Annotated in this window: 22 protein-coding genes; 17 read left to right on the plus strand and 5 right to left on the minus strand. The window is 30.3% G+C overall.

The features are described 5' to 3' along the window. Positions 1–66 precede the first annotated feature (66 nt). Positions 67–765, plus strand: coding sequence for a sporulation protein YunB (yunB, locus tag KGF45_RS14510; protein ID WP_227433393.1), 699 nt, complete (start codon positions 67–69; stop codon positions 763–765). A gap of 284 nt (positions 766–1,049) precedes the next feature. Here the strand turns inward: yunB and KGF45_RS14515 are convergent, their stop codons facing one another. After that, positions 1,050–2,057 (minus strand): SpoIVB peptidase S55 domain-containing protein, encoded by a 1,008-nt coding sequence (locus KGF45_RS14515; protein ID WP_227842791.1) that lies wholly within the window; start codon positions 2,055–2,057, stop codon positions 1,050–1,052. A gap of 227 nt (positions 2,058–2,284) precedes the next feature. On the opposite strand from KGF45_RS14515, the gene KGF45_RS14520 reads away from it, so the two are divergent. The 3 genes from KGF45_RS14520 to KGF45_RS14530 all read left to right on the plus strand — a co-directional run bounded on the left by KGF45_RS14520 (position 2,285) and on the right by KGF45_RS14530 (position 6,003). Beyond that, a complete protein-coding gene (locus tag KGF45_RS14520; protein ID WP_227839493.1) occupies positions 2,285–3,169 on the plus strand; it encodes an N-acetylmuramoyl-L-alanine amidase family protein in 885 nt (294 codons plus the stop codon). Positions 3,170–3,782: 613 nt separating this feature from the next. After that, positions 3,783–5,333, plus strand: a complete 1,551-nt coding sequence (locus tag KGF45_RS14525; RefSeq protein ID WP_227842792.1) for an ABC-F family ATP-binding cassette domain-containing protein — start codon at positions 3,783–3,785, stop codon at positions 5,331–5,333. A gap of 28 nt (positions 5,334–5,361) precedes the next feature. Then, positions 5,362–6,003, plus strand: a complete 642-nt coding sequence (locus KGF45_RS14530) for a TIGR01906 family membrane protein (protein ID WP_227842793.1) — start codon at positions 5,362–5,364, stop codon at positions 6,001–6,003. Positions 6,004–6,095: 92 nt separating this feature from the next. On the opposite strand, the gene KGF45_RS14535 is transcribed toward KGF45_RS14530, so the two are convergent. After that, positions 6,096–6,356 (minus strand): cysteine-rich small domain-containing protein, encoded by a 261-nt coding sequence (locus tag KGF45_RS14535; RefSeq protein ID WP_227829667.1) that lies wholly within the window; start codon positions 6,354–6,356, stop codon positions 6,096–6,098. A 208-nt stretch (positions 6,357–6,564) separates the two neighbouring features. On the opposite strand from KGF45_RS14535, the gene hflX reads away from it, so the two are divergent. The 4 genes from hflX (at position 6,565) to KGF45_RS14555 (ending at position 9,987) form a co-directional block, all read left to right on the plus strand. Next, a complete protein-coding gene (gene hflX, locus KGF45_RS14540) occupies positions 6,565–7,848 on the plus strand; it encodes a GTPase HflX (RefSeq protein ID WP_227842794.1) in 1,284 nt (427 codons plus the stop codon). A gap of 7 nt (positions 7,849–7,855) precedes the next feature. Beyond that, positions 7,856–8,524 carry a HEAT repeat domain-containing protein gene (locus KGF45_RS14545; RefSeq protein ID WP_227829665.1) on the plus strand — a complete coding sequence of 223 codons (669 nt, stop codon included), beginning with the start codon at positions 7,856–7,858 and terminating at the stop codon, positions 8,522–8,524. 85 nt (positions 8,525–8,609) lie between these two features. Next, positions 8,610–9,053, plus strand: coding sequence for an NUDIX domain-containing protein (locus tag KGF45_RS14550; RefSeq protein ID WP_227433384.1), 444 nt, complete (start codon positions 8,610–8,612; stop codon positions 9,051–9,053). Between the two features lie 289 nt (positions 9,054–9,342). Next, positions 9,343–9,987: a YigZ family protein gene (locus KGF45_RS14555; protein WP_227839487.1), complete on the plus strand. Its 645-nt coding sequence runs from the start codon at positions 9,343–9,345 to the stop codon at positions 9,985–9,987. Positions 9,988–10,105: 118 nt separating this feature from the next. Here KGF45_RS14555 and KGF45_RS14560 read toward each other — a convergent pair whose 3' ends face one another. Then, complete coding sequence (locus KGF45_RS14560) at positions 10,106–10,477, minus strand: sulfite exporter TauE/SafE family protein (protein WP_227829663.1); 372 nt, start codon at positions 10,475–10,477, stop codon at positions 10,106–10,108. Then, complete coding sequence (locus KGF45_RS14565) at positions 10,477–10,863, minus strand: sulfite exporter TauE/SafE family protein (RefSeq protein ID WP_227842795.1); 387 nt, start codon at positions 10,861–10,863, stop codon at positions 10,477–10,479. The genes KGF45_RS14560 and KGF45_RS14565 overlap by 1 nt, the downstream gene beginning before the upstream one ends. A 177-nt stretch (positions 10,864–11,040) precedes the next feature. Between KGF45_RS14565 and nadE the strand changes: the two genes are divergently transcribed. Together nadE and KGF45_RS14575 are read left to right on the plus strand one after the other, a co-directional pair. Continuing rightward, positions 11,041–11,796 carry an NAD(+) synthase gene (gene nadE / locus KGF45_RS14570; RefSeq protein ID WP_227433380.1) on the plus strand — a complete coding sequence of 252 codons (756 nt, stop codon included), beginning with the start codon at positions 11,041–11,043 and terminating at the stop codon, positions 11,794–11,796. A gap of 82 nt (positions 11,797–11,878) precedes the next feature. Beyond that, on the plus strand, positions 11,879–12,598 hold the full coding sequence (locus KGF45_RS14575) for a YebC/PmpR family DNA-binding transcriptional regulator (protein ID WP_227829661.1): 720 nt from the start codon (positions 11,879–11,881) through the stop codon (positions 12,596–12,598). 195 nt (positions 12,599–12,793) lie between these two features. Here the strand turns inward: KGF45_RS14575 and KGF45_RS14580 are convergent, their stop codons facing one another. Beyond that, entirely contained in the window at positions 12,794–13,798 is a 1,005-nt protein-coding gene (locus tag KGF45_RS14580; RefSeq protein WP_227829660.1) for a substrate-binding domain-containing protein, read from the minus strand. Between the two features lie 280 nt (positions 13,799–14,078). On the opposite strand from KGF45_RS14580, the gene KGF45_RS14585 reads away from it, so the two are divergent. The 7 genes from KGF45_RS14585 to acrC all read left to right on the plus strand — a co-directional run bounded on the left by KGF45_RS14585 (position 14,079) and on the right by acrC (position 22,974). Further along, positions 14,079–14,984, plus strand: a complete 906-nt coding sequence (locus tag KGF45_RS14585; RefSeq protein ID WP_227829659.1) for a hydroxymethylglutaryl-CoA lyase — start codon at positions 14,079–14,081, stop codon at positions 14,982–14,984. A 69-nt stretch (positions 14,985–15,053) separates the two neighbouring features. Further along, positions 15,054–16,316: an SLC13 family permease gene (locus KGF45_RS14590; protein WP_227842796.1), complete on the plus strand. Its 1,263-nt coding sequence runs from the start codon at positions 15,054–15,056 to the stop codon at positions 16,314–16,316. A gap of 76 nt (positions 16,317–16,392) precedes the next feature. After that, complete coding sequence (locus KGF45_RS14595) at positions 16,393–17,586, plus strand: CaiB/BaiF CoA transferase family protein (protein WP_227842797.1); 1,194 nt, start codon at positions 16,393–16,395, stop codon at positions 17,584–17,586. Positions 17,587–18,195: 609 nt separating this feature from the next. After that, entirely contained in the window at positions 18,196–18,990 is a 795-nt protein-coding gene (locus KGF45_RS14600) for an enoyl-CoA hydratase-related protein (protein WP_227842798.1), read from the plus strand. A 103-nt stretch (positions 18,991–19,093) separates the two neighbouring features. After that, complete coding sequence (locus tag KGF45_RS14605) at positions 19,094–20,434, plus strand: GntP family permease (RefSeq protein ID WP_227829655.1); 1,341 nt, start codon at positions 19,094–19,096, stop codon at positions 20,432–20,434. Between the two features lie 146 nt (positions 20,435–20,580). Then, a complete protein-coding gene (locus KGF45_RS14610) occupies positions 20,581–21,813 on the plus strand; it encodes a CaiB/BaiF CoA transferase family protein (protein ID WP_227842799.1) in 1,233 nt (410 codons plus the stop codon). 18 nt (positions 21,814–21,831) lie between these two features. Continuing rightward, a complete protein-coding gene (acrC, locus tag KGF45_RS14615) occupies positions 21,832–22,974 on the plus strand; it encodes an acryloyl-CoA reductase (protein ID WP_227829653.1) in 1,143 nt (380 codons plus the stop codon). The last annotated feature ends 9 nt before the right edge of the window (positions 22,975–22,983 follow it).

A 22,983-nucleotide genomic window follows, 5' to 3' on the forward strand; every position in this document is an offset into this window, starting at 1 on the left:
TTATTTTTGACAAATATTATAAAAATTATGCCAAAGTTACATATAAATAAATAGGAGGGGATAAATTTGAATAGAATAGTAGATAGAAAAAAGAAAAATGAATTTAGAAAAATTGTAGCTATTTTCTTGTTAATTCTTTTCTTGTCTGTATTTATAGGCAGTTTTATATATATAGATAAAAGTTTAAGACCAACAATTACAGTTCTAGCAGAAACAAAAGCTCTTGAATTAGCAAACAGGTCTATAAATAAAGCTGTTGCTGAAATGGTAGAAGGAAAAATAAATTATGAAGATTTAATGGATATACAGCTTGATAATAATGGAAAAATAACTATGATACAAGCAAATACTATTATGATGAATGAAATTGCATCTGCAATAGCTTTAGAAATACAAGATGAATTAAAAAAAGGTAAAACAGCAGACTCTTACATACCTATAGGAACAGCATTAGGAAGTCCTATATTAGCTAAATACGGTCCTAAACTTGAAGTATCTATTGAACCTATAGGAACAGTATCAGTAAACTTTAAAACGGAATTTGAGTCTTCAGGCATAAATCAAACAAGACATAGGATATATTTAGAAGCTCAAACCCAAGTAAAAGTTGTAATCCCACTTATAACTTCAACAAAACAAATTAAAGCTCAGATACCTATTTGTGAGACTATAATAGTAGGTGATGTTCCAGAAAGTTATGTAAATATACCTGAAAAGAACCTTGGGAATGTTTTACCTAACACTGGAAAAAATGCTAACAAGTAATATAGTGATGTTTATTTTTTGATAAATTTGAAATAATAGTTTATAAATAAAAATTTTGTAAATAATAAGTAATAAATAATAATTAAAATGGTTGTAATAAAAATTAATATAATAGTTGTAATAAAAATTAGTATAATTGTAATAAAAATTTATGTTTTTAAATATGTAAAATATTTAATATATTTGGTCTGTAGAGTGAAGAAATATATCTTCAGACCAAATATATTAGTAACATTTATTGAATGATGATTTAAAGTTTACAAATTACTTATAATATTTATTATCTATAACATCCATTTAATAAATACAGCATAACCGACAGCTGGGTCATTTTCAATGGCATGAGAAACTGCTCCTATTATTTTATCATCTTGTACTATTGGAGTACCACTCATACCTTGTACAATACCACCAGTTTGAGCTAAAAGGTTTTTGTCAGTGATTTTAATTTTAAAACTTTTACTCTCAGGATGATTTTGGTTTTCTATATCTACAATTTCAATATTATATTTTTTACATTCATTAGAGTTGTTTTGTAAAATTATTTGAGCTTTTCCTAGTTTAACTTCATTTAATGAAGCTACTTTATATTTTTTTAAGCTAGAAATATCAAAATTATTAATTTGACCTCTTATTCCAAAATCAGTGTTTTCTGTAAAACTACCAATAATATTTTCTCTTTTTGCATTTATACATCCAACACTACCTCGATAAGATTTTTCTATATCAAGATGTTTAGTTGTAGAAATTGAACCTGATTTTATAGGTATTTTTCTTGAATTACCAACACTTATTGGGTGACCTACAGCACCGAATTCTGAGGTTTCTGGATTGATATAAGTCAAAGTAGCAAATCCAGAAAGTAAGTTATTAAAACTAATTTTTTCTAATATGTGTTTAGTTGTTTTCATTGTTAGAAGTTGACCACCTCTATTTAATAAAATAGAAACTGGTTTTTCTTCTGGTAAAGCATTTAGTGTATTAGCAAAATCACTATATCCATCAACTTCTATATTGTTTACTTTGATTATAGCATCACCTAATCTAAATGGAGATGCTTCACCAGGACTTCTAACAATGATATTTTTTAGTTCTGCATCAATTTGAAGAACATTTCCTATAGGTATTAAATATTGAGGTTCACTTTTTTGTAAATTTTGTGCATAAATTAAATTATTTGAGAAAAAATATAATAAAAATAAAAATGTTAAAACAATTGTAAATTTAGACTTAGCTAAGTTATTTCTTTTACTTAAAGCTTTATCTTTAAAATAAAAATTTTTAAATTGCATAGAATACCTCTTTCTTATTAAAATATTTTAATAATAAAATTGAAATTTTCTTGCTGCCTCAATATTATGTTGCTCAAGAATCAGTTTTTGATGCTTGGAAAACTGACTCAATAACACCTTAGTTTTCATAAAAATAAATAAATTAAACAAGGTATATGATAAAATAGATACATATTCATATAAATTTAAAATAGATAATAGCTGTCTATCATTGAAAGGAGCAAAAGATGAAAAAATATAGATTGTTAGTTACTTGTATAATTGCCATGGGAATTATAATTATAGGAACATCAAATCCAGTTACCAATTTTTACAAGACAACAAATTTAATTAATTCAGGTACTACTAAAAATGAAAAAACAGATAAAGATAAAGATGAAAATAAAAATATAAAAGATAAAGATGAAAATAAATCAAATTCAAAAAGCAAAAATGATAATAAGTCAGAGGATAATAAATCAGATAGTAAAACAGAAACTCAAAAAAATAAAAAGTTTTTAATTTGTATAGACCCAGGGCATCAAGGAAAAGGAGATAGTAATTTAGAGCCAGTAGCTCCAGGTTCTTCATCTCAAAAAGCAAGAGTATCTTCAGGAACAGAAGGTATAGCCACAAAGAAAGCAGAGTATGTTTTAAATCTTGAAGCATCTGTAGTTTTAAAAAATATATTAGAATCTAAAGGTTACAATGTAATAATGACTAGAGAAACACATGATGTAAATATAAGTAACTCAGAAAGAGCGATACTTGCTAATGAGAAAAAAGCAGATATGGTTGTAAGAATACATGCAGATAGTTTAAATAATTCTTCAAAGACTGGTGCATCTATATTAGTTCCTGAGAAGGATGGAAAATATACAGCGCCTATATATGAAGATAGTAATAGATGTGCAGAATTTATCAAAACAAACATGGAACAAGCTGGAATACAAATAAATGGAATTGTTCAAAGAGGAGATTTGACTGGATTTAACTGGTCAAAAGTGCCAGCTGTATTAGTAGAGATGGGATTTATGAGCAATTACAATGAGGACCAAATGATGTCAAATCCAGAATATCAAAGAAAAATGATGCAATGTGTGGCAGATGGATTAGATGAGTATTTTAAATAAAACGTAAATAGAGAAAAAATTAGGTTGGTATTATTTTCCTGATTTTTATCTCTATTTTTTATTCAAAAAATAGTGAAAAAGCAAATTGCAAGGCTACATAACTGTTTGTATAAGAACCTACAAATCTACATTAAATGGACAGATAGACATTTACACATATGACCTATATTTTCACAATAAATCCCAACTATATGGTTTTGTAAAGTTAGATAAGATTTAGGAAGAATTTAAAGTTGATATACTTTATTAAGAAAAGACCAAAAAAAGAAGAAAACAACAAAAAAATTATGTGTATTATAGGAAGAAAACTAAATAAAGAAAACTTTTTACTATTACGAGTTTTGATTAATGAAATAATATCAGAAACCATTTTATAATTTCAAGATTAAACAGTCTACAAAGAAATTATAGCATGCATGTGCTTTTTTAGTCGATAAAGAAGTTCTATTATTGATGAAAGTATCTATTTTTTATTTTACATAATATAATGATGAAGTTTATTTTTGGTTAAATTGTTGTAAATATAACTAAAAATATTGGTAATACTTGATTTAACTTTCAAAAGAATATATTATAGTATAGAATGTGTAAAATTTTTTTGAGAGGTGTTAAAATGCTAGTAGTAGAAAACGTAAGCCACGGATTTGGAGCAAGAACAATATTAGAAAATGTATCCTTTAGACTTAGAAAAGGTGAACATATTGCACTAGTTGGCGCTAATGGAGAAGGAAAATCGAGTTTTTTAAATATAATAACGAAAAAGCTTATGCCTGATGCTGGAAATATAAAATGGTCTTCAAGAGCTACAGTAGGTTACTTAGACCAACATACAGTATTAAGTAAAGGTAAAAGTATAAGAGAAGTGCTTAGAGAAGCTTTTAAGCATATGTTTGATTTAGAGCAAGAAATGATTGCTATGTATGACAAAATGGGAGAAGCTAGTGATGATGAGATGAGTAAGCTTCTTGAAGAAACAGCAGAGATACAAACTATACTTGAAAATAGTGGTTTTTATATGATAGATGCAAAGATACAAGAAGTTGCAAATGGTCTTGGTCTTGGAGAAATTGGTCTTGATAAGGATGTAACTGATTTAAGTGGAGGTCAAAGAACAAAAGTACTTCTGACTAAACTTTTACTTGAAAATCCAACTATTCTTATACTGGACGAGCCTACAAACTATTTAGATGAGGAACATATAACATGGCTTACTAGGTATCTTCAGGAATATGAAAACAGTTTTGTTCTAGTATCACATGATATTGACTTTATAAATAATACTTGTAATGTAATATATCATATGGAAAATGGTGAGTTAAATAGATATAAAGGTAATTACGATGAATTTGTAAGACTGAATGATATAAAGAAACGTCAAGAAGAGCAAGCTTATGATAAACAAGTTGAAGAAAGAAAGAGATTAGAAGATTTTGTAGCCAGAAATAAAGCTAGAGTTGCAACAAGAGGAATGGCTAATAGTAGACAAAAACAACTAGATAAGATGGAAATACTGGAAAGACCAAAGGAAAAGATAAAACCTACTTTCTCTTTTAAAGATGCCAGAGCAGCAAGTAAAATAATTTTTGAAACGGAAGACTTAGTTTTAGGTTATGATGAAGCATTAACAAAGCCACTTAACTTCCATTTAGAAAGAGGAAAGAAGATTGCTTTAAAAGGGATGAATGGTATTGGAAAATCTACTTTATTAAAGACTTTACTTGGAATAATAAAACCATTTGAAGGAAGTGTTAAGCTAGGTGATTATTTGGAGCTTGGATATTTTGAACAAGAGAGTTCAAGAGAAAATAGTAATACACCTATGGATGAAATTTGGAGTGAATTCCCAGGGCTTACAAACTTTGAGGTTAGACAGTCTCTTGCAAAATGTGGACTTACAAATGAGCATATAACTAGTCAAATGAGAGTACTAAGTGGTGGAGAAGCTGCAAAGGTTAGACTTTGTAAAGTAATGCTAAAAAATATAAACTTCTTAGTACTAGACGAGCCTACAAATCACTTAGATGTTGAGGCAAAAGATGAATTGAAGAAAGCTATCAGAGAATTTAAGGGAACAGTTCTTTTGGTATGTCATGAACCAGAATTCTATTCAGATATTGTCGATGATGTATGGAATATAGAAGATTTTACAACTAAAATCGTGTAGTGATTTAATTTATTACTGGGGGGATTTCATGAAAAAGTTTCTAAATATAATTTTTTCAGTGTGTATCAGTATAGTTATAATAGTAAGTGCTATTAATTTTACTGTTGGATTTAAACAACTTTATTATTTTGATATTGATTATTTAAACATATCAGAGTTATCTGGTTTATCTAAAGATAATATAAAATTAAATTATGATTACTTAATAGATTACAACCTAAGTAAGGATGTATCTGAGTTTAAGTTACCAACATTAGAATCTTCTCCAGAAGGGAAAATACATTTTGAAGAAGTGAGAAATATATTTCAAAATATCAATAAATTATCTAAGTTATTAATGATAATTTCTTTGGTAGGAATTATATTAAGTGTAAAAAATAAAAATATAAAACTACTAAAAACTACATCAATGACATTGATAATCATGCCAGTAGTGTTGGCATTTCCTATTTTGTTGAATTTTGAAAAATCATTTATTATTTTTCATAAATTATTATTTAGAAATGATTATTGGATATTTAATCCTGATTTAGACCCAGTTATAAATATGCTTCCAGAAGAATTTTTCTTTCATGCTGGACTGATGATTTTGATATTGATTTTTGCAGTAAGTATGTTGCTTTTTGCAATGTATAAATTATGTAAATTATTTAAAAGTAGAAAGATATAAATTAAAACTTATACAATAAAAATAGCTATGTAATACTATTTAGACTAAAAGTAGTCAATAAATATTTATACATAGCTATTTTTAATAAAAAATTATTTTTTGCAAGTAATTTTAACTAAGTCTTGAAATTTTCCCATAATATAATTATAATTATCTTTTTTATGAGGTAGCATACAGCTACTGCAATCTTTAATTCCTTTCTCTGTGTACTTAAAGTTTCCTCCACAATTTTCTCCTAAAGCATATAAAGGACAATAGCAAAATAAACAGTTAAATTCTTCTGGTTTATTCGTTTTATGACAAGGGAAAAACTCACAATCTTTGTGATTAAAAAATTTATAATTTTCGCCCATATTTTCCTCCTAATTTAAATAAAATATCAAATCTTTTATAAGTATATAAGATTTTGGTGATAATATAATTATACTAAATATTCTTATTAATAGTTGATAATATAGTATTATTAATCATATTATTAATGGTATAATTAGTAAACAGATAAATAATGTAAGTGTTTAATACAATTATATTATGCTTTATAACAAAAAATGAGGTGATTAAGTGAAAGAAATTCAAGAAAGAGCACTTCTTGTAGGTCTAAATTTGACAACAATAATTAAAAAAAGTGATGATATAGACATTAATGAATCCATGGAAGAGCTAAAAGAATTAGCTAAAGCTGCTGGTGCAGAGGTTGTAGGTAGCTTAATTCAAAATAAGCAAGCTGTTGATGCAGCTTATTATATAGGAAAAGGTAAGGTAGAGGAAATAAGAGCATATAGTGAATCATTAGATGCTACTTTAGTAATTTTTAATGACGAATTATCTGGCGCTCAAATTAGGAATATTGAAAATGTTGTTGGAAAAAAAGTAATAGATAGAACTACCTTAATTTTAGATATATTTGCTCAAAGAGCACTTAGTAAAGAAGGTAAATTACAGGTTGAATTAGCACAATTAAAATACAGATTACCACGACTTTATGGAATGGGTGGTGAGATGAGTAGAACAGGTGCAGGAATTGGAACTAGAGGGCCTGGAGAACAAAAGTTAGAAGTAGATAAAAGACATATACTTAATAAAGCAGCAGATATAAGACGTGAACTTAAAGAGGTAAAAAAGAATAGAGAGACACAAAGAGTTAAGCGTTTAAAATCAAATATACCAATTGTCGCACTTGTTGGGTATACAAATGCAGGAAAATCGACCTTACTAAACGAATTAATAAAGACACACAAGGATTATGAACAAGAAAAAGAAGTTTTTGTAAAAGATATGCTTTTTGCAACTTTAGATGTAACTTTAAGAAAAGCTCTTTTGCCAAATAAAAAAGAATTTTTAGTAGTAGATACTGTTGGATTTGTCAGTAAACTTCCCCATGATTTAGTAGAGGCATTTAAGGCTACACTAGAAGAAGTACAGTATGCAGATTTAATTTTACATGTAATTGACACAACTAATACTAGTTATGAATTGCAAAAAAGTACAACTGAGGGTGTATTAAAAGAACTTGGTGCAAATGATAAAAAACATATACTTGTATATAATAAAGTAGATAAGTTAGAGTTAGATATATATCCTAAGAGTCAAGAAGATATTGTGTATATATCTGCAAAACAAGGCATAAATATGGATAAGCTATTAAATATGATAGAAATTGCTTTAATGGAAAATACTTATTCAGTAAGTTTGATGTTACCTTATGAAAGAGGTGATATATTTAGTAGAATAAAAGATAAATACAATGTGGAGAATTTTGAGTATGGGGAAAATGGTATAACATTAGATGTAAATTTAGATGAAGAAGATTTTAATATCTATAGAGAGTACATATTAGAAAAATAGGTTTGATATGGATATAAATTGGGAAAATATAGATAATCTTGAAGATTATTTTATAACCTATCTTCTTTACAAAGAATCCAAAACAGTATCTCAAATTAGTAAAATTAGAAATATTTCAAATGTTGAAGCAAGTGAGCAACTTATACAGGCAAAGTTGAAGATAAAAGAAATGCAAAAAGATGATTTTGAGGCATCTAAGGATATTTTAGATAAATTTTTAGAATTAGATAAAATTAAGAGACTTGATTTTATGGATAGCTTAGATGACGAAAAAATGGTATACTTTAAGAGAAAGGTTTTCAAAAGAATCCTTGTAGAAAAAAATGCTGAAGATTTGATTGTTTTAATTTGGGCAACAGGTGAGCTAAGAGATGATAGGTTTTTGAAGTTACTCCATCAGCTCACAAACCACAGACACTCAGATATTAGAAGAATAACTTATTCAGCAATAAGAAAGATTGAGTCACCAAGTAGTAGAGAAGTTTTGCAAAAAGGTCTCTACGATAAAAATGCACAAACTAGACAATATTGTGCAAAAGCTCTTTCAAAATTAGGAGATGAAAACAGTTTAAAGATTTTACAGCAGTTAAAAGATAAGAATAAGAATTTTGAAAAAGAGTACGTGCTTAGAGCTTATGATGAAGCCATTAAAGCATTATCAAATTTGAAAAAGTGATTTTTTATTAAAGTAATTTGTTTACTTAATGATTTATTTATGGAGTTTAACAAGGTAATTAATAAATTAATGGGAGGGGTTTCAAATGATAGTAAGACGTTGTGCAGGTGGAGTAGTGTTTTATGCTAATAAAGTACTTATTGTAAAAAATGATAGAGGTGAATGGACACTTCCAAAAGGAAAGATACTTGGAGGAGGACTTCCATATGAAAGTGCTGTTGAAAGAGTTAAAGTAGAAACTGGCATAGATGCTAAAATGATAGATGTAGCTGGCGATACTATGTATGAATTTTTCTCAAGAAGTAGACAACAAGAAGTTTGTAATGCGATAATGTGGTATGTTATGGAAGCTTGTAATACTGAATGTGTACTTGCTCCTGAATTTCAAGAAGGTGGATTTTACAAGATAAAAGATGCTTTAGAAATGTTGTCACATCATAAAGAGCAAGCTTTAGTTGAAGTATCTTATAAAAAGTTTAAAGAATTAAAGAAATTAGTTTCAGAGGGCGACGATGTTCCAGCAAACTAGTAGTGAATTTATAGAGTTTTGAGGAAGGGTTAGACCCTTCCTTTTTTAATTCCAAGTTTTAGAAGTGTATACTTTATAGTTTATCTGATTTGTATATTAATAAATTATATTGATTTATGTCTCAATAAATTATATTAAAAATAAAAATTAAAAATCTTGTGATTTTATTATATAATTGACTTATAATGCTAACAAAATGAATACTAAAAATTCTATTTACATTTTAAGTGGAGTAATTTTTATAAATAAAGATATATTTTAGCAAATGACAAAAATAGGAGGAGTTATAATGAGTAATTATAGGACATTACACGAATTTGGAACAGATGAGATAACAATTGAAAAATCTGTTTTTATTGGATATGCTAAGCCTATACAAAGTGAAGAAGAAGCAGTAGAATTTATAAATGAAATAAAGAAAAAACACAAAGATGCAAATCATAATGTGTGGGCTTATACAGTTGGACAAAATATGAATATACAAAGGTATAGTGATGATGGAGAGCCACAGGGAACAGCAGGGATACCAACATTAGAAGTCATAAAAAAAGAGGACTTGAGAGACGTAGTAGTAGTTGTTACTAGGTATTTTGGTGGTATAAAATTAGGTGCAGGTGGTCTGGTTAGAGCTTATACAAAAGGTGCTAAGTTAGGCTTAGAGTCTGGAAAAATAATTAGTAAGGTAATGTACCAAGAAGTTAAAGTTAAGATAGATTATACTCAACTTGGAAAGGTACAAAATGAACTGATGAATTTAGGGTACTTTATAAAAGATACCATATATGAGGATAATGTTGAGATAATAGTATATTCAAAGTTAGAAGATGTGGAAAAACTATCAGAGAAAATGATTGATATAACAAGTGGAACAGGGAAGATAGTTTTAGGAGAAGAATTTTATTTATCTGAACAGGATGGAGAAATTTTAATATAAAAATCTTACTGTAATTTAACCTAAAAGTAAAAAAGTAGAATAGCAATATAGAAAATAAAAACATAAAAATAGAATAGTTATATAGAAAATAAAAGCCATTAATTTACATTAAAATAATTTAATGGCTTTTATCAGACTTTGCACAGAATCCTTTTTTAACTTCAAATAAACCAACTAAAAGTAAAAACACTCCAAATATTTTCTTCAATATATCAGAAGATAAATAATTAGCTAATAGTGAACCAAATATAGCTCCTAACACTCCAAATACAGCTATTGGGATAACTAATTTGAAAACTACATTTTTATTTTTTATATGTATAGCCAGTGCTATAAGTGTCATAGGTATGGATGAAAGTAAGTTGACACTCTGTGCTATTTTAGTATCTATACCAGCAAGTAAAACGAGAGCAGGAATAAGAATAGTTCCACCACCCATTCCCATTCCTCCAATAATTCCTGCAAAAAATCCAATTAAAGCAAATAACATTAAAACACCATCCTTAATGCTGCAATTATCATAATTAATCCAAAAGAAATTCTAAGAAACTTTCCAGTAACTTTATTTAGTAATTTAGCCCCTATAATGCCGCCAACAATACTTCCTGCTGCAACTTTTATTGTTAAGTTAATATCGTAAGTTCCTTTAGAAACATATAAAACAGAACTTGCTGTTGTCAAGAAAATTATTATAGAAAGAGCTGTTGCATGAGATTTATGTTCTTCTACCTTCACAATATCATTTAGTATTGGTACTAAAAGAGTACCACCTCCAGAGCCAAATACCCCATTTATAAATCCTGTAAATACTCCAATTATCATATTTTTTATATTGAAATCAAAATATTTTTTCTTTAAGTTATTAGTATTTTTCATAAAAACCACCTTCTGAAATAGTTTTACCAAAATAGGCAAATTATATTTATATAAAATAATATTAAATATAATCCTTCATTTTTGCTTAAATTTGCATAAAAAAAAACATGTTAAAACAACATATTAATATATGGTATAATATATTAAAACAAAGTAGTAAATTGAGAGGAGATAATGATGTCAAATATAAAAATACAAATAGACAAAACTGTAGAATGGCTTAAAAATAAAGTTAATGAGGCAAATGCAAAAGGATTAATTGTTGGTGTATCTGGAGGAATTGATTCAGCAGTAGTTGCTAATTTAATTAAAAAAGCTTTTCCAGAAAACTCTATGGGAGTTATAATGAGCATAAAAAGTAATCCTCAAGATAGAGAAGATGCACTTAAGGTTATAGAAGGATGTGATATAGAATATCTTGATTTAGACCTTATAGAACCACAAAGTGCTATATTAGACATGGTAGTAGGAAATTTAAAAGAGAAACATTTATATAGAGAAGAATATTTAAAAATGACAGATGCAAACTTAAGAGCAAGAGTAAGAATGAGTACTATTTACACAATTGCTAACAATCTAGGATACTTAGTTGTTGGTACAGATAATGCTGCAGAAATACACACTGGATACTTTACTAAGTTTGGTGATGGTGGAGTTGATATTTTACCAATTGCAAATTTAACTAAAGCTGAAGTATATGAATGGGCAAAAGAACTTGGTGTTCATGAAGATTTAATAAATAAAGCTCCTTCAGCAGGTCTTTGGGAAGGACAAACAGATGAAAATGAAATGGGAACTACTTACAATATGATAGATGCTGTATTAGAAGGTAGATTAGATGAAGTTCCTCAAAGAGACCAAGAGATAATAGAAAGACTTCATAGAATAAGTGAACACAAGAGAAAAACGCCTGCACAACCTCCTAAGTTCTAATTTACTATTTTCAGGATTTGTGATAAAATTTACAAGTGATAAAAATTAGAATAATTAATTGTACGTATTAAGGAGTGGAAATATGGGACGTATAGGAAATATAATTAATAGAAAAGGTAAACAAGATGCTCAAAGAGCAAAAATATTTACTAAACATGCTAGAGCAATAGCCGTTGCAGCTAAAGAAGGTGGCGCAGACCCAGAATATAATGCAGCATTAAAAACAGCTATAGAAAAAGCTAAGGCAGATAATATGCCAAATGATAATATAGATAGAGCTGTTGCTAAAGGTGCAGGGGCAGGTGCTGGAGAAGACTATGAAACTATAGTTTATGAAGGATATGGACCTGGTGGGGTTGCTGTTATAGTAGAGACTTTAACTGACAATAAAAATAGAACTGCTGGTAATGTAAGATACTACTTTGATAAAAACGGAGGAAACCTAGGAACTACTGGATGTGTGTCTTTTATGTTTGATAACAAAGGACAAATATTAGTTGGTGCAGGAGATGGCGTTTCAGAGGAAGAATTAATGGATGTTGCATTAGAAGCAGGTGCTGAAGACTTTATAACAGAAGAAGATGGTTATGAAATAATAACTACACCAGAAGATTTTTCTAGTGTTCGTGATGAATTAAAAGCAAAAGGGTATGAATTTATATCTGCTGATGTAAAGATGATACCTCAAACTACAACTGTTTTAACAGAAGAATCTCATCTAAAAATGATGAATAAATTAGTTGATATGCTTGAAGAAGATGATGATGTTCAAGATATCTACCATAACTGGGAAGTAGAATAAATATTATATCACATTGAGATTTGTAATTATTACATTAATTTTACTATGTGATAAATTTTATAAAATAAGTAATTATTAAAATGAACATATACACCTCTAAACTATGTCTGCATAAATAATATGTGAACATGGGTTAGAGGTGTTTTTTTGTGTATGGAAGATAGCTGTAAAAAATGTATTTATAAGTTAAGAATTTTAAAGTAAGTTCTGAGCAGGACTTGATTGCCTATAAATAATTGATGGGTATATCACTTGTTGCTGAATACCGCTTATACGACCAGTTACTATATCAATAATCATCCTAAGACTACGTTCTGCTGTCTCTTCCATCTTCAAATCTATAACTGTCAAAGGAGGAATACTTCTTGCCATTAGTCGTGCAGGACCATTGCTTGCTGCAAATATTTGAACATCCTCTCCAATTACAATTCCCGATTCATTAAATGCATTCATCATACCAAGAGCTACCACGTCATGATTACAGAAAATTACTTTTTTTAGTGAATTTTTTGCAAGCATTTTTTGAGCAATATCGTATCCACTATCTATTTTATTAGAACAATAATATATAGAGTCTGATAACTGTACTCCATGTTCCTTACATGTTTTTAAAAAAGATTTACCTCGCAAGGTCATGCATGTGAAAGACGTTGGATTGAATACAGCTGCAATATCATTTTTACCATTTTGGATAGCATGTAAAGCTGCTATACGACCAGTTTCTTCATTGTCAATAGAGACACTTGAAAAACCAGGTATTTCACGATTTACAACAACTACAGGAATTTTAGGTTTATTTTTTAATAGATATTCTATGTCATCAGCATTGATACCTGTTAAAACAACTCCATCATAATAATTATTTGAAAAAAGATATTCATCATCACATAGATGGCCAACACTGTAAGGGCGTATTATGATATTTATATTTAAATGTTCTAAAGAAACTATGTGGTTTATTGCTTGAAATATATTAGTTGATGCCAACTCAAATCCTTCATCTTGCCAATAAAATGCTATTTGTATATTGTTGCGTTTAATAGGAGTAGAGCGTTTATATCCAAGCCTATCTGCTGAATTTAATACAAGTTCTTGTGTCTGTAGTGGAATTCTACGCTCATTTCCTTTACCACTTAAGACATACGAGACAGTTGCTGAAGAAAGGCCACAGTCCTTTGCAATATCTTTGATTGTTGCCATGATAAAATCCTCCTTGAGTAGTTGCTTAAATTTGCTTATATCAATAATCTTAACATATATTCAACTAAAGAACAATATTCTACAACGCGTATATTTTACATGTCTAGAATAAATAAATTTTAAAAAATTTATTATTATGTTGACAGATTATGTTGACAGAATTTAGTTTATAGGATTATAATATGCTTAAATAAGCTTATTAATTAAGTTAAATTAAGCGAAGTTAAGCAGGAACATACAATGCTAGCTTGTTATGTGACTGTAAAAAGGGGGAAAAGAAATGAGTAAGGTAAATATATTTGAAGTTGGTCCTAGAGATGGATTTCAAAATCTGAAGGAATTTTTAGATACTGATAAAAAACTTAAGATTATTGATGGTCTTATTGCATCTGGGATTAGACAACTTGAAATTAGTTCATTTGTAAGCCCAAAAGCAATACCTCAGATGAAAGATGCAAAGGAAGTAGCAACTTACTGTGTAAAAAATTATCCTGATGTGAAACTTTATGCATTAGTTCCAAATTTATATGGTGCTAAAGTTGCATGGGAGTGTGGTATAAGAGATATATCTTATGTTATTTCTTTGAGTGAAACTCATAACAAGAAAAATATAAATCGTACTCATGAAGAGTCTATTGATGAGCTTAAAAAAATAATGAGTACTTATCCAGATATGAATATATGTATTGGAATGGCTACTGTATTTGGATGTCCCTTTGAAGGTTTGCCAAAAATTGAAGATGCCATAGCATTTGCCAAACGTCTTTGGGAAAACGGTATCAGAGAGATAAACCTAGCAGATACAATAGGCATTGCCGACCCTAAACAAGTAAGAGATACTATTAGTGCACTAGTTGAAGCTTTGCCAGAGTGCAGATGGCAGGTACATATTCATGACACTAGAAATATGGGGATGGTTAATACTCTTGCTGCTATTGAATGCGGAATTACCACTGTGCAGTCTACACTTGGGGGATTAGGAGGGTGTCCTTTTGCTCCTGGAGCATCTGGAAATACTGCAACTGAAGATTTAGTATACATGCTCGAACGCATGGGGTATGATACAGGCGTTGATTTTGTTAAACTTCTTGAATTATCAAAGTATCAGATGAGTTCTGTAAATGGTGTATATAGTGGTCATCATGTAAATATAAAGTCTGAGAGTTCTAATTGTCAGTCCTATTGATTAACGAAACATATCTATTAATAAAGTATATTAGTTAATAAAATAAATAAAAGAATTGAGGGGATTAGTATGGATGTTATAGCTTTACTTTTATTCTTAGGAGTTATTATTCTTGCATTTGTACGTAAGAATAATGCAGGTATTTTAGCTTTAGCTATTGGTGTTATAGCTGTTAGAATTTTTGGTATGGATGATAAAGATCTTTATGGAGCTATAAGTAACTCAATGTTTACTACGCTTGTTGGTATAACATTACTTTTTGCAATAGTGAATTCAACAGGAGCATTGAAGCTTGTTGCAGAAAAAATTGTAGCTGCTTCAGGTAAACGTGTTTGGCTTATACCTATAGCAGTTTTTATAGCAGGGTTTGTTGTTGCTGGTGTTGGGCCTGGAGCAATCCCAGCACTTGCAATTATTCCTGCAATGGCTGTTCCTGTAGCAATAACTGTTGGTTATAATCCTGTGATGCTTGCACTTATAGGTGAATGTGGATTAATGGCAGGACGTATGACTCCTATTACTCCAGAAGGTCAAATCATAACAACTGTTGCAGAGGGAGTTGGAATTGAAAATGTTATGCCTGCTGTTTTAGCTTGTCAGACTCTTTCAACAATCGTATTTTCAATAGTATTGTTTATAATTTTTAAAGGATATAAACTTAAAAAGCCTATAAATGTTATAAATAGTAAGGAAATAGAAAAATTTAATGTAAAGCAGATAATTTCTCTGACAAGTATAGTGGTTATGATTGCTTTTATCATAATCTTTGATATGAATGTTGGACTTGCAGCTTTTTCAGTTTCAGCTGTACTTCTTCTTTTCAATATTGCTGAAGATGGAGAATGTATCAAAGCAATTCCATGGAGCACGATAGTAATGGTACTTGGAGTAGGTGCAATGATGACAATCGTAGACGCAGCAGGAGGAATTGATTTAATGAGTAATGCATTGTCATCATTGATGAATAGTAAAACAGCTACCCCAATTATGAGTATTTCAGCAGGGCTTATGTCTATGGTTAGTTCAGCATTAGCAGTAGTGTATCCAACCATGATGCCTATGTGTGTTGATATAGCTAAGTCAGTTGGAGGAGTAGACCCACTAGCACTTATTGCAGCAGTTGGTGTGGGAGGTTCTCTTGCTGGTGTAAGTCCACTTTCTACTGGTGGTGCATTGATTTTGGCAGCTATGGGGTCAAGTAAAAAAGACTTCAATAAAGAAGAACAAAATAAGGTGTTTGTTCAACTTTTCATTATGAGTGCAGTTGGACTATTGGTTATTGCAGTAGTATCAGTTCTATTTTTTAATGGAATAGCACATATAATGCATTAATTTCGATAATCGGAGAATTTGTTATTAAACTCAACTTTTAATATTGAGTAATATAATATAAATTGGGGGTATAGTTATGAAAAAGGGAGCATTAAGTAATATAAAAGTACTTGACCTTACTAGAGTTCTTGCAGGGCCATATTGCACAATGATGTTGGCTGATTTTGGGGCTGATGTTATAAAAATAGAAGTACCAAAAAAAGGTGATGATACAAGAGGTTTTGGACCTTTTGTAAATGGAGAGAGTCTATATTATGCAAATATAAATAGAAATAAGAAAGGTGTAACTTTAAATCTTAAGTCAGAAAAAGGCAAAAAGATATTTTTAGATATGGTAAAGCAAGCTGATGTTGTAGTAGAAAATTATAGACCAGGTGTTATGGAAAAGCTAGGATTGGGTTACGATGAGCTAGCTAAAGTGAACAATCAAATAATTTATGGAGCTGTATCAGGCTTTGGATGTTATGGGCCATATTCAGAGCGTCCAGGATATGATATTATTGCACAAGCAATGGGTGGTCTTATGAGTATAACAGGAACTGAAGGAGGAGAACCAACAAGAGTAGGTAATGCTATGGGAGATGTATTGGGTGGAATGAATTTAACTATTGGTATACTTGCAGCACTTAATGCTAGAGAGATAATAGGAAAAGGGCAAAGAGTAGATGTTTCCCTCGTTGATTCTGTTGTATCATCTCTTGAAACTGGTATACAGAGATATTTTGATTCAGGTCAACCTGAACTTATGGGAAATAGATATGCCTCGGCTTATCCTTATGATTCTTTTAAAGCAAGCGATGGTAATTTTGTAATAGGTTGTGGTAATGATAAACTTTTTGAAAATTTATGTAAGAAGGTTCTTTTTAGAGAAGACCTTTTAATAGATGAAAGGTTTAATACAAATCTTAACCGTTGTGAAAACCATGCATCTCTCAAACCAGAGATAGAAAAATGGTCTATCAACTATACAATAGAAGAAGCTGTTGATTTAATATCGAAAGCAGGAGTTCCTGCTGCTCCTATATATGACCTCGGTCATGTTACAACAAATGAACATATTGCAAAGGCAAGAGAAATGATTGTAGATATTAAACATCCTATTATAGGAGATATGAAAGTCAATGGAAATCCAGTTAAGTTGATGACAACAAAAGCTCAAATTAATGTACCAGCACCATCTTTAGGAGAAAATAATGAGGAGATTTATAATAGCTGGCTTGGGTTTGATGGTGGAAAAATAAATGAGTTAAAAGAGAGTGGAGTTATTTAATTTTAGAATAATATCAAATAAAAGATTAAATCAACATTATAAATCAAATCTAAAATTATCAGGAGTATTTAAGATAGGAAAAACTATTTAGACATTAAGTCTTTGTGGTTTTTCCTATTTTCGTTAAAAAATTTATACTATTGGAACATATACATAGATATACTAAACTAAAGTATTAACAATTTAAATTAATAGAAAATAAATTACCTAATATGTTAAATAAAGACTCTTTTACTAGAGTGCAAATAAACTTAGTGCAAATAAACTTATGGATATACAACTTAAACTATTTTAATGAAAATATCAAAAATGAGACTACATTCTCAAAAATGAGACTGTGTTTTTAAAGTATTTTCTCGAAAATGAGACAAAAATATGGTTTTATGGGTTTTGTTGGATAAAAATTCTTTAGTGAATTATAATTTAATCAATTCTAAAGTTAAAAATGATTAAAAATTAAGTGAAATTTATGTATATTTTGTTTATTTTATCAAAAAAAATAATTTTTTAACAAAAATAAAGGAATTTAATATAAGTTGGCGTAGAACTTGCTATTATATATTAACAAGAAATGTAGAAAAAATAACAATGCATAATGGGGGGAATATGATGGGATTTGTAATGGAAAATTTGAAAAATCTTAAGGTGGAAGTTAAGGATAAAGTCTGTGTTATTACTATAAATAGACCTAAAGCTTTAAATGCTCTTAACAATGACACTCTTAGAGAATTATCTCAAGTTATTGATGTAGTATCAGAAAAGGAGGAAATATTAGGAGTTATTATTACTGGAGAAGGTAAAGTTTTTGTAGCTGGAGCTGATATACGTCAGATGCAAAACTATAAAAGTGAAGAAGGCAGAAAATATGCAGGTTATGCCCAAGGAATTTTTGATAAAATTGAAGCTCTTGAGAAAACAGTAATAGCAGCAGTCAATGGATATGCATTAGGTGGTGGATGTGAACTTGCTATGAGTTGTGACATTAGAATTGCATCAGAAAAGGCTATATTTGGACAACCTGAAGTTAATTTAGGAGTCATTCCATGTTTTGGTGGAACTCAAAGATTATCAAGACTTGTTGGAACTGGGATAGCCAAGGAATTAATTTTTACAGGAAGACAAGTAAACGCAGAAGAAGCTAAATCTATTGGTCTTATTAATAAAGTGGTTCCAAGTGATGTGCTTTTAGAAGAGACAATTAAGATGATGAACCAAATAGTTGAAAAAGCACCAATAGCAATAAGATATGCAAAAGTTGCTATTAATAAAGGGATAGATATGGATTTAAAAAATGCTCTTGAACTAGAGAAAGATATTGCAGGCTTAACTTTTGCTACAAGAGATAAGCAAGAAGGCATGGATGCATTTATAGAAAAGAGAAAACCGATTTTTGAAAATAAGTAATTATTATAACTAAAATTAGAACAAATATAGAATATATTCAAAATCTAAATTTCGTGAAAAAATACATATAGTTTTATAGTTTAATTTTAAAAGGAGTTAATTTATGAATACGGGAGTAATTATAAGTTTAGTAGGGATTATCATGGCTCTATCCCTTCTAGTTGTAATGGTTATGAAGGGAGTAAATATTTTTATAATAGCAATTGTATGTTCATTATTAGTTGCTATAACAGGGAATTTAAATGTGTATGATGCACTTAAGGTGGATTATATGACAGGATTTGTTGAATTTCTTCAGGCAAATTTCTTTATTTTCCTAACAGGTACCTTAATGGGAAAAATAATGGAGATTACTGGTGGAGCAAAATCTATTGCTAAGATGATTGTAAGATGGATTGGTAAGGATAAAGCATTACTTTCTATTCCAATAGCTTGTGGAATATTAGCTTATGGAGGAGTAAGCGTTTTCGTTGTAAGCTTTGCAGTGTTTCCGATAGCTTTAGAAATTTTTAAAGAAGCTGATTTGCCACGACGATTTATACCAGCAGCCTTGACTTTTGGATGTTCAACTTTTGCTATGGTTGCACCAGGGGCACCTCAGATTCATAATATTATTCCAGCTTCAACATTAGGGACAGATATTATGGCTGGAGCAGTAAATGGATTTATATCATGTGCAGTAATGTTTATAGTTGGAAGCACCATTTTATACAAGATGGTTTCAAAAGAAAAAGCCAATGGTGGGCATTTTATAGCACATGAATCAGATACATTTGATGAAGTAGCAACAACTAATTCTAAGAGAGAAAATGGTCCTAATGGTCTAATTGCGTTAATTCCATTAATAGTATCAATCCTAATAATTAATGTGAAAATTAATGGACAAGCAATAGTACCAATTGAGGTAGGAGTATTTATTGGAGCTTTATTAGTATATTTATTGTTAAATAAATATCAAGATAATGCAAAAATAGTTGGCCATGTTGGTGATGCATGTAAAACTACAGTAGTAGCAATATGTAATACTTGTGCTGTAGTAGCATTTGGTTCAGTTGTAAAATCAGCAGTCGGTTTTGACTTCATAGTTAATGCTATGACTAATATTCCTGGACCTCCTATTGCAGGGGCTGCAGTTGGAACTACAGTTATTGCGGGTATCTGTGGGTCAGCTTCAGGTGGACTTGGAATTGCGGCTCCACTTCTTGGACCAGTATTTTTAGCTAAGGGTGTCTCTGCTGCAGCATTAACTAGAACTATGGCAATTTCGTCAGCAGCATTAGATTCACTTCCACACAATGGATATATCGTTACTGTAACAAATGGTCTATGTAATGAATCACATAAGGATGCTTATATGCCAATATTCTGGGTAACTGTTTTAACCCCGATTATTGGAACCGTAGTAGCAGTTCTTCTGTTTACAATGTTCCCAGGATTACCATAACAGAAAAGACAAAAAGTATAAATTATATTTTGATATTGTAGAATCAATTTTCAAAGTATATAAAGTATATACAATAAATTTTATGTTTTAATACCATAAATACCATATTTAAAATACCAAGTTGACAGTATAAGGAGGAATTGAAAGTGTTAAATAAACCATTAGAAGGAGTTAAGGTCATTGACTTAACATATTTTGTAGCAGGTCCAGGAACTTCCAAAATATTAGCTGACTGGGGTGCTGATGTTATTAAGGTAGAGCCAAGCTTTGGAGACCCAGGAAGAAAGACAGGGGCAACAATGACAATGCCAATAGATGATTATAATAATCCTTTCTACAGCACATATAATTCAAATAAAAGAGGTTTGTCTATAAATCTTAAGAGTGAAACTGGAATTGAAATTATGGATAAGCTTTTAAGTGAAGCAAACGTATTTGTTTCAAGCTATAGAACAGGAGCATTAAAAAGACTAGGTCTTGACTATGAATCATTAAGCAAAAAGCATCCACATCTTATCTGGGGACAAATAAATGGTTTTGGCGATTTTGGACCTGCTAAGGATAATGCAGGTTTTGATACAGTTGCCTTTTGGGCAAGAAGTGGAGCTATGCTTGATATCGCAGAGAAGGATACAAGCCCAATAAACCCACCTATAGCCTTTGGAGATGCCACAACTTCTTGTAGTTTATCTGGAGGTATATGTGCAGCTTTGTATCAACAAGCTAAGACTGGAAAAGGACAAAAAGTAATGGCATCTTTATTTGGACAAGCAATATGGAATGCATCATCTTTATTAGCATCTACACAGTTTAGCGATGAGTATCCAAAAACTAGAAAAAATGCTATTTCTCCAGTAATAAACTCTTATCGTTGTAAGGATGGAAAGTGGATATTCTTAAGTATCCTAGAGCATGAAAGATATTTTGAGGCACTTTGCAGATTATTTGGAAGAGAAGATTTAATAAAAGAAGAAAAATTTGCATCTTCAGTAGAAAGTAAGAAAAATGCTACAGAGCTTATTAATATTTTGGATGGTGAATTTGCAAAATTCACTCAAAATGAGATGGTTGAAAAGCTTACTACTGCGGATATAGCCCATGAAAGAATTCAACATGTTAATGATGTAGTAACTGATGAACAGGCTATTGCTAATAACTATATATATGAACATACAAGTAAAAATGGAAATAAGACAATGCTTGCATCCACTCCAGTTAAGTTTGGAAATATTGAAGTTAACATGACTTGTGATGCTCCACTTATAGGAGAACATTCAGATGAGATATTGAGAGAACTTGGATACAGTGATTCTGATATAGAAGTTCTAATTGAGTCTGGAATTGTAGCAATGAATAAAGAAACATGTGAAGTACGTTAATAAATAGGAGGAAATTTTATGGATTTTAGATTAACAGAAGCACAATTAATGCTTCAAAGAGTAGCAAAAGAATTTGCAGAGAAGGAAATAGCACCAATAGCTGCTGAAACTGATAGAACAGGTATTTTTCCAAGAGAGCTTTTTAGCAAAATGGCTAAAATAGGCTTTAATGGTATTGGAACACCTGTAGAGTATGGTGGTTCTGGTGGAGCAGATATAGAAAAGGTAATTGTTGTTACTGAGGTTGCCAAAAAATGTGCAGCATCTGCAGCAATATTATCAATACACACAATATATGCTCAAGCTATTTTAAAATTTGGTACTGAGGAACAAAAGAAAAAATACCTTCCGATGATGGCTGAAGGTGGGTGTGTAGGTGCTTTTGCTTTAACTGAGCCTAATGCTGGTTCAGATGCCGCAAGAGCTGCAACAACTGCAATCATTGATGAAGCAACTGATGAATATGTCTTAAATGGGACTAAGTGCTTTATTTCTGGTGGAGGTCAAGCAGAATCATTAATAATATTTGCATTGACAGAGCCATCAAAGGGAATAAAGGGAATGTCTGCTATCATCGTTGACAAAGGGACTCCAGGTTTTTCAATAGGAAAAATTGAAGAAAAAATGGGTATCCATGGTTCAGAAACTGCAGAGTTAATATTTGATAACTGTAGAGTTCCAAAGTCTAATTTATTAGGAAAAGAAGGAAAAGGCTTTAACATAGCTATGACTTGCCTAGATGGAGCAAGAATTGGAGTTGGAGCTCAAGCTGTAGGAATTGCTGAAGGGGCTTTAGAAGAAAGTATCAAATATTCTAAAGAAAGAGTTCAGTTTGGCAAACCAATTTCAGCTTTGCAAGGTATTCAATGGTATATAGCAGATATGGCGACTATGGTGGAATCAGCAAAGTTGTTGGTATATTATGCTGCAGACTTAAAAGCTAGAGGAGAAAAACATACTAAAGAAGCTGCTATGGCAAAATACAATGCGTCACGTACTGCAAGAGAGGTTACAAACCTAGCTCTTCAAATCCATGGAGGATATGGATATATGAAGGATTATCCATTAGAGAGAATGTACAGAGATGCCAAGATAACAGAAATTTATGAAGGTACTTCAGAAATACACAAGGTTGTTATTTCAAGAGCAGTACTAGGATAGGAGGAAGAG

The sequence above is a fragment of the Clostridioides sp. ZZV14-6154 genome (genome assembly GCF_020657785.1).
Classification (GTDB): domain Bacteria; phylum Bacillota; class Clostridia; order Peptostreptococcales; family Peptostreptococcaceae; genus Clostridioides.